Consider the following 15,798-nt stretch of genomic DNA (forward strand, 5'->3'; position numbering starts at 1 on the left):
ATTTGATCCACCTCATAAGTTATAGTTTTAAAACCAATTTTTCTTCCTTGGCTCTTGAGCAGCATGTCAATATCATCTTCTTTTGTTCTCTTTCTTCATCGCTGAAAAAGATATCCCGGTGATCGACTTCTCCTTCCACAACATCAACCTCGCACTGCCCGCATCCGCCGGCTTTGCATGAGTACGGAGCTTCGATGCCTGCATCCAGGAGTGCTTCCAGCAGTGTTTGTTCAGGGTTCACTTCGATTACTTTATTGTGGTTAATCACTTCTACTAAAAATGGATTGTTTTCTCCGGATGCAGCGGCGAACAATTCAAAATGGATGGATTTTTCCGGGTATCCATAGGATAGGGCGGCCTCTTTATATTCAGAAACCATAGCAACCGGGCCGCAGAAGTACACGTGGCTGCCGATTCTCTGATTCTTCATCGTTTCGGGTGTCATGCGCTGCGGCTCATCGCTTCTTGAAAAGTAGAAAGTGCATTTGCCCGGATATTTTTCATGTAAGTAATCATGATAAGCACATGCTTCCTTTGTTCGTGCCGCATAATGAAGCTCAAATGTTTTCCCTTGGGCTTCGAGTTCCTCCATCATTGTCAGGAATGGCGTAATGCCGATCCCGGCCGCATAAAACACGTGGTGTTTAGCATGAAATCCTAGCGTAAAATGATTTTTCGGGAAACTGCTTATCACCTTGTCGCCGACTTTTATATGGTCATGCCAATAAGCAGATCCTCCCCTTGAATGTGGGTCCCGGTTGATCGATATAGCATAATGCGTGCGGTCAGTTGGATGGCTGACGAGCGAGTACTCCCGTTCGAGGATGTTATCTCCCAGGTCGACATAGGTGGTAATATGCGCGCCGCCTGTAAATGCCGGCAATAATTTCTGATCTGAAGGGTACAGATAAAAGCGTTTAACACTTTCAGTTATTTGCTCGATCTTTCCTACGTACATTTCTATGTTTCCGATGACTCTCATAACCTTCACCTCGGTCCTTTCTTCATTGTGAGTACTATCCAGTTAATTAGGGATAAATGGGTATCCTATATAGCCTTTGCGAACTTTAGAGAAAAACGGGCCAACTTCCATGTAAGCATCGCAGCGGGCGCACTGGACTTCATCGCCGTCGCTGATTTCACTGGTGTGATAGCATTTCATGCAGTAAATGTAGCGCCTCTTAGGGCCATATATAACGGTCTGGATTTCATCTTCTGTAAATCCTGCTTCGGTGGCTTCGGCAAAAACAGTGGCCGCGTGATCCCAGTTTGAAGCGATGTACAGGTGAGTGCCCATCTTCTGGCTGTAGAGCAGGGTGCGCAGGTCTTGAAGCTTGATAGCATCTTCAATTTCAAATGGCTCATAGTTCAGTTCTTCTTGTGAGTGTGCGGTTAAAGCTTGTTTCACATCGCCGGCGGCTTTTTGATCGTAAATAATGAGGTGCTTTTTTCTTTTATCATTAAAGGAAAGCTTTTCTTTAATTGTTTCCGATTGGTCATACAACACTGGGCTATTATACAAAGTGCTTCTCCCTTTCTACTTGGTTTTTTACTTCACTTTCATACTGTTCATCAAGTTTTCAAGATACTCTACAGACTGAGGCAGGAAAGGCGCCATCCCTTTGTACTCCGCCATATAATCTGGAATATCCGCGAGGTTGAAATAAGTGGTCTCCAGCCATTCCGGTCTCAGCACCAAGTCTTCTAATGGGAGAAATTGTGTGTCTAAGACAAATAAAATGGCATTGCTTCGCGGCATACGGATGAACCATTGCTCTTCTACCCGAAGATGAACCAGCTTTCCGGCATTTTCCGCTGTTACTTTATCTCTTTCAGGTCCCCAGATATCCATCGTTTCATAATTGACATCCCAGCGGTCTGCCATGAGGTTCCAGTTTACCCGCGTTCTTGGCGCACCCGGCTCAATGGTCAGCAGGAACTTTCTGATTCTGTCAGTGAGTTCCACACCGTCCCGGCTGACAAACGGCACCGGCCCGTGTATTTCATTAAAGGACATGCCAAGATTCCAGTTTGGCGAGAACAACGCCGCAAAGGATTCCTGGGCGACTTCTAAGTAGAAGTTGTCGTCTCGGTTGACCATTAACATAAAGTCATTATGGAAATGACGGCCAATCATATCATAAGGCTCCAGTGAAAGGCTGGATTCATCGCCGAAAATGAAGGTTTCGGTTTCTCCAAGGATATGATTCGTGAATGTCCATTGATCGCCGTCTTTTTCCACGCTGAAATGCTCAGGATATTTGTTTATGGACAGATCGATTAACAGCTCCACAAACTCCCATTGCATTTCCATTGTGTGCGGGAAGGACTGGTAGCGGACTTCCGGCTGTTCTTCCAGCATCTCCCGCTTCCGTTTGATTTGCACTTTGTACTCAGGCGTGATTTTCATAAAGTTTACTTTGTCTTCACTCAAAGCCACTAAGTCATTGGAATAACGGTAGGTCTTATTTTTAAAATTCGTAAATGGAAATGTAAACAGATCAAGATTAGTTGATTTAAACATCTGATTCTCTCCTTTTTAAGTAAAAGTAACTTGTTGCTATTAGCTTCCTGTATCTTTTAACAGGTGATGCGGAAATGCCTGTTCTGCCTCAAAGTCAAGCTTCAGCTCGCTTTTCAGTTCGAATATTCTGGAAATTAATTTCAGATATTCCACCTTTTTTTCAGGAGTCTCTTCCTGCGAAGCAATCTCTTTCAGCATAAGAATCGGCTGGCGGATGAGTTGATTGGAAATCATTTCTGTGTATTTCAAAATAACCTGCTTTTCTTTTTCAGAGAGGCCGGGGGATTTATTTTGAATGTGCTTTATTGCCTCCGCCTTGATACCAGAAGCTTTTTCTTGCAGTTCTTGGATAAGGGGCGTAACAGGCAATGTTTTTCTCCACGCATGAAATTCATTTACTTCATTTGCTATTAGCTGCTTGATCTTATTTGCCTCTCTTAACCGTTGCTGCCGGTTGGAAGCAATGATGTCATTTAAATGATCCAGGTCATATAAATGAACATTGTCCAGTTCGCCAATTTTGGGATCTATGTTTCTTGGAACCCCGAGATCAATGAAAGTAAGAGGACGTTCTTTTCTTTTTCCTGCAAGGTTGATTACATCTGCTTTGTTCAGCAGATAATCCGCTTTATCGATAGAGCAAATGACTACATCAACTTGCTCCAGCAGCTGCAAGCACTGATCCAAAGGGGCAGCGTTCCCATTATGGACAGCGGCTAATTCTTCCGCTTTATTTAATGTGCGGTTTGTAAAAAACAGCTGGCTGCATCCTGCTTCCTTTAAGTGCCTGGCAGCTAACTTGTTCATCGTTCCTGCGCCAATGAGCAGGGCTTTTTTCCGCTCTAATGGAGGAGTTTTCTGCTTCAGCATTTGAATCGCTGCATAGCTGATGGAAACCGCTTGCTTTCCTACGGCTGTTTGCGTATGCGCTCTTTTTCCAATCGTTATCGCCTGCTGAAAAAGACGGTTGAACAGCCGGCCGGTGTGACCGCTCTCTTGGCTGTCGAAAAATGCCCGTTTAACCTGCCCGAGGATTTGCGCTTCCCCTATAACTAAGGAGTCTAGACCGCAAATGACGCTAAATAAATGAGCAACAGCCTCATCATTGGCTTTCACATAAACTGCTTTTTCGGCTGTGTGATAGTGTTTGGTCACTTTTTTCAGCAGCTTTTCTTTTACTAGCTTTGCTGCCAAACAAAGATTGTCTGCAGCTGCATAAATCTCTGTCCGGTTACATGTACTGAGAACCAAGCATTCTTTAATGACGGGATTAGAGATTAATTGAAGTTCCATCTCCTTCTTTTCGCGCATGTCAAAGTGCGTCTGTTCCCTGATGGTCAGGGGAGCCCGCTCATGATTTAACCCAATTGCCAAGATAGTCAAAGTATCCCTCCTTCCAATAATTTTTGTGAAATCGTTTTCTTGATTCAGTAGTTGCAATATCCGTGCCAAGCGTTATTTTCGAAGAATGCCAGGCTGCATCAGGATAAGTGAGCTTTGCATTCGCCTGGATGATTTCAATTTGGAAATTTTATTTCAAAAGTAAATTTTCCGGATTAAACAGCGTCGTTGCTTTTGGACGGCAAAGAAGTGCTGGTCACGCTTAGATCGGCATCATACGAAAAGATGTACTTGGCTGAAACGTAATAGCATATCCCTGCCGCAAAGTATGCCGGAATCCCAGCGGACATATAGTAGAACAAGCTGCTCGACGTATCAGCTACCGGATTGTACAAGCTCCAATACACCACCGTGCCAATGATAAAGCTTACAATGGCGGATGGGTTCACTCCTCGCCAGTAATAATAGCTTCCGTTTGTATCGTAAAGATCCCGGATGGAAATCTTCTGTTTTTTTACGAAGAAAAAGTCAGCAATGACGATTCCTCCAAATATCGCCATGATATAGGAAATCACAGTGATGAAAGATCCGAACGCATCGTAAAAAGAAGCGCTTAACAATAACAGGACAGTCGGTATCGCCGTTGCCATGGCCGCCGTCCAGGATTTCTTTGGAAACACGGTTTTAAAGCTGATTGCTTGTGAATACATCAGGAAGGTTCCTGCCGTGATATTTCCAAGGGTAAGCAGCAAAAGGCCGATAATGCCAATCCATGTGCCGCCGATCGCGAACATCCAATCAGTTGGATCTAAGGAGGCCACTACTAGTGCCGCCAGGGCTCCCAATATTACAGCGACATTCACGATAATCCCGTAGCTGAAGAATCCGGCTTTAAACGCGGACTTTTCACTCTTGGCCAGCCTGCTGTATTGGCCGAGATAAGGAAGCCAGGAGAACCCAAGCCCGATATTGATTTCTAACGCTGTAATAAGTGAGCGGGAATGCTCATCATAAGGTTCAGGCGGCGATAAAGAGAATATTTTATCCAGTCCTTGCCCGAGCATTAAAAGGGCGATGAGACCTAAAGTCATCAATAAAATCGCTGGAACGCCTATTAAATTGAATTTGCGCATGACTAGCGGTCCTTGAAAAGTGATCAAAAAGACAATGGCAAAGATGATGATGGCAAAGAAAGGCGCTCCGGTTGTCCTAGTTGTGAAAAATTCCGGCAGGCCCGCCACAGAAGCAATCTTGACCAATGCTTGTCCCGCCATAAAGAAGGCAATGGACATGTAGCCGATCGTAAGGAACATGAAGATAAAATAAAAGATATTTGAGCCTAAGTAACCCAGCGCACTGCGGAAACCGATGAAAGTATCCACGCCGTACCTGGAAAAAAGAAGAATGATCGGCGCAATTAACAGGAAAGGCAAGGCATTTCCAAACAAAATGGACGCGATGGCTTCTTGCGCGCTGAGCATCATCCCCGTATATCCGCCTACAAGTATGCAGATACAAGAAATGCCGATTCCCACTTGAATGAGAACCAAATCCCAAAAGCCAAACACGCGGTCACTTTTTTGTGCAGGCAGAAAGCCAAAGGCTACATCTTTTGAAATAGCGGAATTGTTTTTACTCATTTTAACCTCCGGGTATTTTTATTTAGCAGGTGACGGGCATTTCACCTGGCTATAGAGCATTAAGGCTTTAGAAAATAACAAACAGCAAGAATACTGAAATTGCCCCGATTATCGCCAATTCGGGAATGGTATGGCTGATTCTCATTTTGTCAGCATTGGCTTCTTCTTGCTCGTAGCTTTGAATCCGGTCATGCAGGTCGGTATACAAACTCTTTACAAATGTATCTGCAGATGCCATATTTTTTTCAATCATGCTTTCTTTTTTCAACAGAACTTCCCCCTCTTTACAATGATTAGAATATTGAGATTTATTTTAATATTGCAACTTCCGTGCCGTCTGAAAACCCTTACAAAACAGCTTTCTACAAAAAACGCATTTCCATTTATGAAATTTTCATTTAAAATTGAAATACCCTTGGGGGATAAAATGGGGGGAAGGTGTTGATTTACGTGCATACTGTCCTTACTGATGTGTTACAGTCAACTCTTTTGAGGATATATGATGAATTGATAATCACGGATGAGCACGGATTTATAATTGAAAATTTCGGAAAATTTCTAAAAATTAAAGAAAACACATGTGATTTGGCCGGCATGAACTTATTCGAGATTGGGAAAACAACTTTTTATAATGAAACATCCCTGGACGAGCTGGTGAATGAAGAGAAAAGGTCGATTATCCAAACGACTTGGAATAACCAAAGAATCCTGATCACTTATTATCCGGCGCATGAACTGGACGGCAAAAAATATTGCACATGGGGACTTAAAGCTCTTTCGAGAAGCGACAGTATTTTAATGGAAAACGTTGTGGAAGATAAAATTGATTTTTCTAAATCGCTCCCGAAAGACATTTCCAGGCTGTTTATTGTGAAGAGCCAAAAAATGATGGATGTTTTGAGCACGGTTGAAATGGCCGCAAAAGTTTCGTCCTCGGTTCTTTTGCTGGGGGAATCCGGAGTGGGCAAGGAAGTCATAGCACGGGCCATTCACGATCTCGGCATTCGAAAAAGCAAGCCGTTTATCGCCGTGAACTGCGGAGCCATTCCTGAAAACCTGCTGGAAAGCGAACTGTTTGGCTATGAGGAAGGGGCCTTTAGCGGTGCAAGGAAGAGCGGCGCGCTGGGCAAGTTTGAACTGGCGAATAAAGGAGTTCTTTTTCTCGATGAAATCGGCGAGATGCCGATCAATCTCCAGGTGAAATTGCTGAGGGTTCTGCAGGAAAGGGAAGTCACCCGTTTGGGAAGCTCGGATACCGTCAAACTTGATATCCAAATTATTGCGGCTACCAATAAGGATATTAAAAGCCTGGTGAATAAAGGGAAATTCAGGGAAGATCTCTACTATCGCCTCAATGTGATTCCTATAAAGATTCCCGCATTGAGGGAAAGAATTGAAGAACTCCCTTATTTAATTAGCTTCTTTTTGCATAAATACAATGGTCTGTATGACAGGGCTATTCAAATTAATCAAGATGCCATTGATTTGATGTCGATCTATGAATGGCCGGGAAACATCAGGCAGCTTGAAAATGTGATTGAGAGAATGGTTGTGACAAGCAAAGAGGCGATAGTAGATGCTTCTGCGGTTCAGGAATTTTTCCCGCTTGAGCAAGAGGCTGCGCAAGCATCGCCGCCCATATTTAATCACCTGATGCCGCTTCAAGAAGCGATGGATCTCGTGGAAGAACAATTAATCAATATGGCTATGGAAAAATACAAGTCGATTAAATTGGCAGCCAAGGTACTCGATGTCAGCCAGCCTACAATGAGCAGAAAGTATAAGAAGATTTTGGCGAAACTGTCGGAACAGACCGCAGTCCCGTCTGCAAAAAGAGATATCCTCGAAAATCAGCTGAATACCCGGCTGCGCTCCGTGGCCATAGCTACAGCGGCCATCATACAGCCGGAAGAAGTTAGCGAATTAAAGAGGGAACCTTCTTTCTCCAATCCGATCTTTCAAAAGCTGCAGAGCCAGCTGACGATGATCAGAAAACAGGCAGGGGGCATTAAATGGGCTTTCATTTTCGATATGGTTGACAATAAAATGTTTAGGACGCTGGCTGCGGACAAAGACTTTACCATGCAGCCTGGGCAATTATACGAAGGAACGCCGGAATTTGCAAAAGTAGCTGCCGATGCAGTGAAGGGACGGGTCGGAGTAACCAAGCTATATAGAGATATCTATGGCGAATGGAAAACAAGCCTCGCGCCAGTGATAGACGCTACAGGCAAAGTCATTGCGCTGATTGGCTATGACTACAGCAAAGAGTACATTGATTCTGAATTAGGCAAGATGGGAAGAGTCCTGAAAATTAATATTTGATAAAAAAGCCATCGGTTCGTTGAGCGGACCTCCACTCCCTTTTATAGCGCACAGGAACCGCTCAATGAACCGTGTGGTGTTAAGGACAAGAATGGATGGATCGGGCGGCATTTGTGCCCTCCTTATAGCCTATTTTACAATATATAACATTAAAGGGTTTCTCTGCTTAACGTTTTTGTTTTGATAACGATGCAGGTTTGCAGATGAGCAGATAACGAGTGGATGAGTCTTCTGTATAGGGCTTTATAGTAATGTACGATATATAAAAATCAAAAGGATGATGATTCATGATACTAGAAGCTGCCATGCTTCAGGTAAAGCAAGGAAGAGAAAGTGAATTTGAGAAAACGTTCAAGCAAGCTTCTGCCATTATTTCATCAATGAAGGGGTATGTGAACCATACTCTTCATAAATGTATGGAAGCACAGGGAAAGTATCTGCTTTTAGTCAATTGGGAAACGTTAGAAGACCATACCGTGGGATTTAGGCAATCTCAGGATTATCAAGAGTGGAAACGGCTATTGCATCATTTTTATGACCCATTTCCAGTGGTGGAGCATTTTGAACATGTCGATCTGGCGGAGAGATCGGTATAAATTCATTTTCATGCTTGGAGGTTGGGAGGAAGAGCACCGGGGACAGATCAGAAAACGTTCGATGGTATGGTGAGGCTAAGAAGGTACTTTCAAGCCATATCTTGTTAGAGGTCCCATACAAAGTTCATTGTCAAAAGCTACATAATAACCATTATGTAGCTTTTGTTTATGGATAGGTCGGTTGCTTCCCACTCCAGGCGCTTCGCTTTCCTCGGGGCGGGCGGTGAGCCTCCTCGGCGCTAAGGCTCCTGCGGGGTCTCACCTGTCCCGCAGGTCCCGCTGGAGTCTTCACACCTTCCATTCCAATCAACCGAAGTATAAAAAGAGGACAGCCATATGGCTATAGCGGTTTGAAAATGGAATCATCCTGCCGTTATCAAGCGGCTGAATGAAACATCATCTGTGCTTTTTATTTTGTATGTGGATAGGTCGGTTGCTTTCCACTCCAGGCGTTTCGCTTTCCGCGGGGCGGGCGGTGAGCCTCCTCGGCGCCAAGGCTCCTGCGGGGTCTCACCTGTCCCGCAGGTCCCGCCGGAGTCTTCACGCCTTCCATTCCAATCAACCAAGTGCACAAAAAGAGGACAGTTGTATAAAGAACTTGAGGTGAGGAAGAGGCTTCCCAAACACCATCCTATGCAACGGGACCAAATGGATAGGGTTGCTCTAGATCAGCTTGTGCCAGGGAATTATCTGGTTCGTCAAATGGAGCAGACGATAGGGAGCTTGGAGAAGTTGTCGATGCTTTCTTTCGCTGCGATGATTCTCAAGTAAATGGCCAACTGGACTTGGCAGAACCCGAAAGTGGCCTGAATCATCGACTTGGAGAGGCCTGTCTTTCTCGCGAATGACTGGAAAGTTATCTAAAAAACGAAAAGCGGTTCGGGCTGCTTTCATTCCGAACCACGTTTGTCTTGCGTGATATCTTTTGAAGCTACCTATGGCACTATCATCTTTGCCGCTGTTAGCCTCTTAGCTTCTTGGTTTTTCATCCCCCCAGAAGTTCCACTTGAAGTCTTGGTGTTTCATATAGTATTCCATTGCCGCGTTGAGCCATGATTGTTCAGCTTCTGTGAATGGAGATGGTGATATATTCTCCAATTCCTCGATATCCGGTTCTAATTCCGCTACATTAAGATCGGCTAGTGTTTGAATTAAATCCTCGCCAAGAAACTCAAGAGAGGCTTCAAGATAGGTTTGAATCATTTCTTGTACTTCTGGGTCCTCTGCAGGCTTGCCGTAGAGCTGCTTTACTTCCTTAGCCAATTGAATAAAGGTCTGATCCAGTGTGATTTTTTCCTCTTCGGTTTTCTTTGACAGCCCCTCCATCACATCCGACAGCTGGTGCTGTTCCATCCATTCTTTTTGGATGTTTTCTGTTTGCATGCCATGAATGAGACTGAATAAGATGGCGCTATCCACTTCTCCTTCTTCTTCTAACAGTCTAATCACTCTTTTAATGGCAGCCATTGATTGGTCAATCCGCTCTTTTTCTTTTTCTAGCGCTTGGAAGTGAAAGGTTAACGTTTCGTTGAGATCAACGGTAAAACGCGGTTCGTGCATCAAATGAATAATCTCATTTAAACTGTATCCAAGGAACTTTAAGCTGATAATTTTCTGTAAGGTGAGAATATCCTGATGGGTGTAAATGCGGTGTCCAGACGATGGATGTTTTTCTGGCTGCAGAAGGCCAATTTCATCATAATAATGCAACGTACGAATAGAGATCCCCGTTTTTTCCGAAAATTCTCCAACGGAATACTTGTTTTGTTCTTGCATCGCGATTCCTCCCTAAAAAGTATATATTCACTATAAAGCCTTACGTAGCTGGAGGTGCAAGAGAAAATTTTGAAGAGACGCCAAGAAGAGCCATCAACTTGCTGTTTGATGTCACTTAATCCGGTTTGGGTGAACGATCAAGTTTACTACAAAGAATCAAGATTTCTTTCTTTAAACGTTGTTTTCTTTTTTTCTTCATTTGTTGATAGATTTTTAAGGTTGATAAAAACAAACATATGTTCTATAATCAAAATCAGGAACAAATGTTTGTTTTTGTAAAAAATAAAATCTGACTGATTAAAAAGGAGCTCAAGCATGAACCTGTACGCAATAAATAGCATCCGAACGAATAACTTTGAGGATGAGCAAATGATGAGCAAGATTCAAACGATGTGGGAAGAGGCTTTTCGCCAACTGGGAAAGTATCGGGGAAATGTATATGGACTTTATTATGACTACCAGAGTAATTACAGGGGGGACTATTCATTAAGCGTCGCCATTGAAGAAGATCGCGGGGGAGCCCGGTTTCATTTGCCGAATCACGATAGATATGAAGTGTTTAAGGTGGATACCGCCGATGAACAGGGGCTGCTGAAGGCGTGGAGCAAGATATGGGATCAGGAAGAAGCCGGTTTATTAAAAAGAACTTATTCATGCGACTTTGAAAAATATTATCCTGCCGGGGAAGTTGAAATTTACATCGCGATTCACTAAGGAGAAATGTTCAAGCTCAGACACTTTTGGCTGCAGAAGACAAACAGCTGTTGAAAAAACGAAGGCACTTGGTGAAGTGCCTTCGCAAACTGGTGCAAGACCGTAAATAAGGTGTCAGAAGTACCTTTTTTGTCTAGGCTCCTGCTTTTCCGCGCTCAGCGGCAAGTGATGCCTTGCCTCGCTTCAGGCTGGTGGCAACAATGCTGAACAAGACAAGGGAAGCGCCAAGAATTTCTGTTTCATTCATCACTTCTTTCATAAATAAAAAGCCGAATAAAGCGGCAAAGACAGGCTCCATGGAAAAGATCAGCCCCGTTTTCGTCGAAGAAGTGTATTTTTGGGCAACCGTTTGAATAATGAAGCCGAAGGCACTGCATACAATGCTTAGCATTAAGATGGCGATCCAGCCTTCCGCAGAAGCGGGCAAGGAGGGCGTTTCAAGCATCAGCGAAAATACAAAGCCGAGTAAACCCGCCACTCCTAACTGGATGATCCCTACATTTAAGGGATCCGCCTTTTGGGCCGCTTGTTCAACCAGAATAATATGTAAAGCATAGAAAAACGCCGCCGCTGCACATAATAGATCTCCGGTCAAAATACGGAAGGGCGGTTGAATCGTAAGCAGGCCAATGCCTGTTAAGGCCAGCAATGTACTAGCCATCAGCTTGGCGTCCAGCTTGTTTTTGAGCATAAAGGAATGAAGAAGCGGAACGAAGATGACCGTTAAGCTGACTAAAAAGCCTGCATTAGAAGCAGATGTTGTTCTTAAACCGTAAGTAAGCATCGTAAAGACAAGAAACAAGACGCTCCCCAAAAGCAGGCCAAACTTTAACGCTTCCCGATCCATCAAGCGCAAGCGCCGGTGAAAGAAAGCGGCTGACAGCAGAAAAGCCAAGCCAAACCGCAGGGCGATGACATTGAATTCGGAAAGGGAAGCTAACCCCATCTTCATAAAAAGATAGGATGATCCCCAGCAAAGCGTAACAAATAGCATTAATAAATCTGCCTTAAATGCATTCATTCCACTCCCCTCCTTTCAGTAAATTCAGTATACTAAGCTTAGATATACAAGTAAAACGAATGTTTCTTATGAGAAACATGAGAAAAACTAATATAAAGAGGGGGCATTTATGAGCATCAGCAAATATAAGGTATTGATGAAAGTGATTCACTATGGGAGTCTGACAAAAGCTGCGGAAGTGATGGGTTATACACAATCAGGGGTTAGCCATATCATCAACAGCCTGGAAGAGGAGTTTGGGTTCCTGCTTATCCGGCGCGGCCGTTCCGGAATTAAATTGACTAGAAACGGTGAACAAGTGGTAAGAACGATAAGAGAAATATTGAAATGGAATGAGCATTTGGAACAGGAGATCGCGGCCATTCATGGAATGGAAGCCGGAACGGTTTATGTCGGCACCTTCACAAGTGTTTCCGTACATTGGCTGCCGGCCATTATTAAGCGCTTTCAGCAGGACTTTCCAAGGATCACGATCCATTTGGCCGAAGGAGATTATCGCCAAATGGAGGAGTGGATTATGAGCGGCGAGGTTGATTGCGGATTTGTGTCCCTTCCAACCTGCAGCAAAATTGAAGCCATCCCGCTGCAGCAGGATCAAATGCTCATTTTGCTTCCTCCTGAGCACCCGTTAAGCACCTGCCCCGTGATCGATCTGTCGGAGATCAAAGATGAGCCGTTTATCATGCCGCGCAAAGGCTCCGACGATGATATCAATCGCGTTCTCACAAAAGCTGCCATCAAGCCGGACATTAAATTTACGGCAGGCGATGACTACGCCATTATGGCAATGGTCGAAATGGGGCTGGGCATCAGCATCCTTCCCGAACTCGTCCTCCGGGGACAACAACGCAACATTCATCTGAAAGAGATAGACGAGCCTATTTTCCGCTCCCTCGGAATTGCGGTGAGCTCTATGAAAAATATTTCCCCGGCTACTAAGAAGTTTCTAATGTATGTGCAGGACTTTCTTAAAGATGGATAGGGTATTTTCTTATTTTTATAATCCCTGCAGTGGCATCATTCTAAGTAGAACCTAAATGAGAAAACTGTTAACAATACTTTGAACAGACTCTAACCAGCGCTTCGCTTTGTGGGGTGACGCCGGCTCTAGTCAAGCGCGGGCAGAACTCGCCGCTCCGTTTTTAAAATAAATACCAGTTTATTGATAGTATGTAATATTATTCATAATGATATATCCTTTTTGCTGGTGATATGGTAACTTAAAAAGAGTTTGTAAGTAGTCTAACTGATAAGGATGGAGGGGTACTTTTGAAAAAAGTTTTTAGTATGCTCATAGCTTGTTGTTTATTTTTCACTAGTTCTATAGCTGCTTCAGCTGCATTTAAAGATGTGGGCAATACCTATTGGGCAAAAGATGAAATTACATACTTAACGGGCAAGAAAGTTATTAATGGGTTTTACGATGCTTCCTTTCGCCCGCAGGCACCTGTAACGCGCATACAAGCAATGATTTTACTGGCCAATGCATTAAAATTAGACCTATCAAACCGCCCGGATCCTGGGTTCAAAGATTTATCCGCGATGAGTAGCGGCTATAAACATACTGCGGCTATTATGGACGAAGGACTTTTTCCAAAAAGCACTTATTTGAAACCTAATGAGCCTATGACACGCCAATTAATGGCAAGGATGATCGCTTCGGCTTTTAAACTGAAAGCTTCCAAGAATATGAGCTTTAAAGATGTACCATCAAGCCATTGGGCCCGCCCGTACATTTCTGCCTTAGCAGAGCACAATATTACTGTAGGCTATCCAGATGGGACATTTAAGCCAGATGCAACGCTTACCCGGGCTCAGTTTTCTGTCTTTCTGGCAAAAGCATTGAGTGATGACTTCAAAACTTTTACCCTTTACAGCACTAGTTTTAATTATCAACTTGAATTGCCTAATTACATAAAGACTAAAGTGACCGTTGAGGAGGAGAAAAAGAAAGATGGAGTCCTGTCGACGCACTTTTATTATAACAACACTACACATCTTGGCTTTGAGCCTTACCTTGCCTCTATTCACATCATCCCGGCATCAAAATGGGATTTTTATCAATCGGCACCCTATGATTTAATCAAAAAGTATAATAACTACTATTACTGTTATCAAAGCGTTGGCGAACACCCATACTATGAATATAATCAACTTGGATCGCGTGAGGCAAAAACATTTGAGCGTATCCAGTATAGATTAACAAATGCTATCTACAGTTTTAAACCGAAAAATTAATCGATATCGGTATGAAAGACAGCTTAAATTTTTAAATGGCTTTATAGTTGTTTTTTAGTTTGGCGAAAAGATTTTGATCAAAAATCAAACAATTTTTATTTTAACCTCGCTGAAAAATTAAGGCGAGGTTATTTGTATTTGGGGTTTTCACATTAATCTACCTGTCTGATCATTTGACAGGCAGAACGTGTTTCCCAAAAAGCTGTTTTCTTGATTGATGAAAAGTAAGGAATGTCGCTTTACTTTTAACGTTGTTCTGCGGCAGCCGGGTCAGTTCCCAGCCGTTTGTTTCAGATGAAAGCCAAATTTCTCCATAATAAGCCCTCATTACCCCTTCTTCTAAGCAGAGAGTGTTTCTTCCGTTTGCTTTTTTTCACCGTCATTGAGGTTGTCTCATTAGCTTAGTCTGCAGGCGCCCAGAAATCTCAGATATACATTTGTGTCTATAAACATTTGTTGAAAATTATGAATGAATGCTTTGAGGTTGGCACGAGTCCTGCATGATGCAGAAGGAAGGGAAGGCGGCAGTATGCAAGCCGTTCAATGACTGACCCTTAGAAGCCGTAGTCATTAAGCATGTTATTATTTACTTAGGGGGAGATAGGATGCATTTCAACCATCTGTTTACAACGATTGATGTTCATGTGGCAGGAGAACCGCTGCGCATCATTACCGGGGGATTGCCGGAGATCCAAGGGAAAACTCAGCTGGAGAGGCGAGCATATTGCATGGAGCACTTAGACCATATTCGGAAAATATTAATGCATGAGCCGCGCGGCCATTACGATATGTATGGGTGCATCATGACCCCTCCGGCTAATCCCGGTTCTGATTTCGGTGTGTTGTTTATGCACAATGAAGGCTGGAGTACGATGTGCGGCCACGGTGTCATTGCGGCGGTGACAATGGCCATTGAGACGGGAATATATCAGGCAGAAGGCGGCAGCCGAAAGTTTACCATTGACTGCCCATGTGGTCCTGTCACTGCGTATGCTGAATGTGAGGGCACCGCGGTCAAATCAGTAGCGTTCGAAAACGTGCCTTCTTTTGTTTACAGAAAAGAGGTGCCGATTCAAATCGATGGCTATGAGTTTACAGCGGACCTTTCTTACGGAGGTGCCTTTTATGCCGTGGTCGATAGCAAAGAGGTCGATTTGAGGGTATCCTCTGCCGATTTAGGAGCTTTAAAAATATGGGGAGACAAAATTAAGCGTTACATCGAAAGTCAAATAGACGTGAAGCACCCATATGAAGAAATTCATGGAATGTACGGCGTTATTTTTTCTGATGAACCGAAAAGTGAAACGGCTGATCTGCGCAATGTAACTATTTTTGCCGATCAGCAGGTGGACCGTTCACCGTGCGGTTCAGGAACTGCGGCGAGGATAGCCGCTCTTTATGAACGGGGCGCACTGGCGGCCGGGGAAAGGTTTGTTCATGAAAGCATCACGGACGGGCAATTCGTCGGAGAAGTATGCTCAGTAACGAAGATTGGCGAGTATCAAGCGGTCATTCCAAAGATTGCAGGGGAAGCGTTCATTACAGGGTTTCATCAATTCGTTATTGATCCCCGTGACCGGCTCAATAACGGCTTTTTATTAGCTTAACTGCTTCTTCAGCAAG

General features: G+C 43.8%; 14 protein-coding genes. 6 read left to right on the top strand and 8 right to left on the bottom strand.

What is annotated here, in order from left to right; translation table 11 throughout:
- Positions 1–19: 19 nt before the first annotated feature.
- From BBA02S_RS06755 to BBA02S_RS06780, 6 genes are all read right to left on the bottom strand, one after another.
- Positions 20–982 (bottom strand): PDR/VanB family oxidoreductase, encoded by a 963-nt coding sequence (locus BBA02S_RS06755; protein ID WP_041114136.1) that lies wholly within the window; start codon positions 980–982, stop codon positions 20–22.
- Positions 983–1,024: 42 nt separating this feature from the next.
- Positions 1,025–1,522 carry a hypothetical protein gene (locus tag BBA02S_RS06760; RefSeq protein WP_041114135.1) on the bottom strand — a complete coding sequence of 166 codons (498 nt, stop codon included), beginning with the start codon at positions 1,520–1,522 and terminating at the stop codon, positions 1,025–1,027.
- A gap of 27 nt (positions 1,523–1,549) precedes the next feature.
- Entirely contained in the window at positions 1,550–2,524 is a 975-nt protein-coding gene (locus BBA02S_RS06765; protein WP_041114134.1) for a heme-dependent oxidative N-demethylase family protein, read from the bottom strand.
- A gap of 39 nt (positions 2,525–2,563) precedes the next feature.
- On the bottom strand, positions 2,564–3,907 hold the full coding sequence (gene hemA, locus BBA02S_RS06770; protein ID WP_052477359.1) for a glutamyl-tRNA reductase: 1,344 nt from the start codon (positions 3,905–3,907) through the stop codon (positions 2,564–2,566).
- Positions 3,908–4,080: 173 nt separating this feature from the next.
- Positions 4,081–5,505 carry a purine-cytosine permease family protein gene (locus BBA02S_RS06775; RefSeq protein WP_041098798.1) on the bottom strand — a complete coding sequence of 475 codons (1,425 nt, stop codon included), beginning with the start codon at positions 5,503–5,505 and terminating at the stop codon, positions 4,081–4,083.
- 67 nt (positions 5,506–5,572) lie between these two features.
- The gene (locus BBA02S_RS06780) at positions 5,573–5,773 is read right to left on the bottom strand and encodes a hypothetical protein (RefSeq protein WP_041098796.1); all 201 of its coding nucleotides are present in this window, start codon (positions 5,771–5,773) and stop codon (positions 5,573–5,575) included.
- Between the two features lie 182 nt (positions 5,774–5,955).
- Between BBA02S_RS06780 and BBA02S_RS06785 the strand changes: the two genes are divergently transcribed.
- On the top strand, positions 5,956–7,830 hold the full coding sequence (locus BBA02S_RS06785; protein ID WP_231557208.1) for a sigma-54 interaction domain-containing protein: 1,875 nt from the start codon (positions 5,956–5,958) through the stop codon (positions 7,828–7,830).
- A 287-nt stretch (positions 7,831–8,117) separates the two neighbouring features.
- A complete protein-coding gene (locus BBA02S_RS06790; protein ID WP_041114133.1) occupies positions 8,118–8,426 on the top strand; it encodes an antibiotic biosynthesis monooxygenase family protein in 309 nt (102 codons plus the stop codon).
- Positions 8,427–9,395: 969 nt separating this feature from the next.
- Here BBA02S_RS06790 and BBA02S_RS06800 read toward each other — a convergent pair.
- Positions 9,396–10,202, bottom strand: coding sequence for a MerR family transcriptional regulator (locus BBA02S_RS06800; RefSeq protein WP_052475210.1), 807 nt, complete (start codon positions 10,200–10,202; stop codon positions 9,396–9,398).
- A gap of 315 nt (positions 10,203–10,517) precedes the next feature.
- Between BBA02S_RS06800 and BBA02S_RS06805 the strand changes: the two genes are divergently transcribed.
- Entirely contained in the window at positions 10,518–10,916 is a 399-nt protein-coding gene (locus BBA02S_RS06805; protein WP_041098791.1) for a GyrI-like domain-containing protein, read from the top strand.
- A gap of 133 nt (positions 10,917–11,049) precedes the next feature.
- Here BBA02S_RS06805 and BBA02S_RS06810 read toward each other — a convergent pair whose 3' ends face one another.
- The gene (locus BBA02S_RS06810) at positions 11,050–11,937 is read right to left on the bottom strand and encodes a DMT family transporter (protein ID WP_041114132.1); all 888 of its coding nucleotides are present in this window, start codon (positions 11,935–11,937) and stop codon (positions 11,050–11,052) included.
- 109 nt (positions 11,938–12,046) lie between these two features.
- On the opposite strand from BBA02S_RS06810, the gene BBA02S_RS06815 reads away from it, so the two are divergent.
- From BBA02S_RS06815 to BBA02S_RS06825, 3 genes are all read left to right on the top strand, one after another.
- The gene (locus BBA02S_RS06815; RefSeq protein WP_041114131.1) at positions 12,047–12,919 is read left to right on the top strand and encodes a LysR family transcriptional regulator; all 873 of its coding nucleotides are present in this window, start codon (positions 12,047–12,049) and stop codon (positions 12,917–12,919) included.
- 287 nt (positions 12,920–13,206) lie between these two features.
- Positions 13,207–14,175, top strand: coding sequence for an S-layer homology domain-containing protein (locus BBA02S_RS06820; protein WP_052477357.1), 969 nt, complete (start codon positions 13,207–13,209; stop codon positions 14,173–14,175).
- A 605-nt stretch (positions 14,176–14,780) separates the two neighbouring features.
- A complete protein-coding gene (locus tag BBA02S_RS06825; RefSeq protein WP_041114130.1) occupies positions 14,781–15,782 on the top strand; it encodes a proline racemase family protein in 1,002 nt (333 codons plus the stop codon).
- Positions 15,783–15,798 lie beyond the last annotated feature (16 nt).

The organism is Bacillus badius NBRC 15713 (assembly GCF_001591605.1).
Classification (GTDB): Bacteria; Bacillota; Bacilli; order Bacillales; family Domibacillaceae; genus Pseudobacillus; species Pseudobacillus badius.

Bases quoted from the DNA above. Each gene is read 5' to 3' on its own strand.
- BBA02S_RS06790 (WP_041114133.1), top strand. From the start codon at position 8,118: ATGATACTAGAAGCTGCCATGCTTCAGGTAAAGCAAGGAAGAGAAAGT.
- BBA02S_RS06825 (WP_041114130.1), top strand. From the start codon at position 14,781: ATGCATTTCAACCATCTGTTTACAACGATTGATGTTCATGTGGCAGGA.
- BBA02S_RS06755 (WP_041114136.1), bottom strand. From the start codon at position 982: ATGAGAGTCATCGGAAACATAGAAATGTACGTAGGAAAGATCGAGCAA.
- BBA02S_RS06800 (WP_052475210.1), bottom strand. From the start codon at position 10,202: ATGCAAGAACAAAACAAGTATTCCGTTGGAGAATTTTCGGAAAAAACG.
- BBA02S_RS06765 (WP_041114134.1), bottom strand. From the start codon at position 2,524: ATGTTTAAATCAACTAATCTTGATCTGTTTACATTTCCATTTACGAAT.
- BBA02S_RS06805 (WP_041098791.1), top strand. From the start codon at position 10,518: ATGAACCTGTACGCAATAAATAGCATCCGAACGAATAACTTTGAGGAT.
- BBA02S_RS06815 (WP_041114131.1), top strand. From the start codon at position 12,047: ATGAGCATCAGCAAATATAAGGTATTGATGAAAGTGATTCACTATGGG.
- BBA02S_RS06775 (WP_041098798.1), bottom strand. From the start codon at position 5,505: ATGAGTAAAAACAATTCCGCTATTTCAAAAGATGTAGCCTTTGGCTTT.
- BBA02S_RS06810 (WP_041114132.1), bottom strand. From the start codon at position 11,937: ATGAATGCATTTAAGGCAGATTTATTAATGCTATTTGTTACGCTTTGC.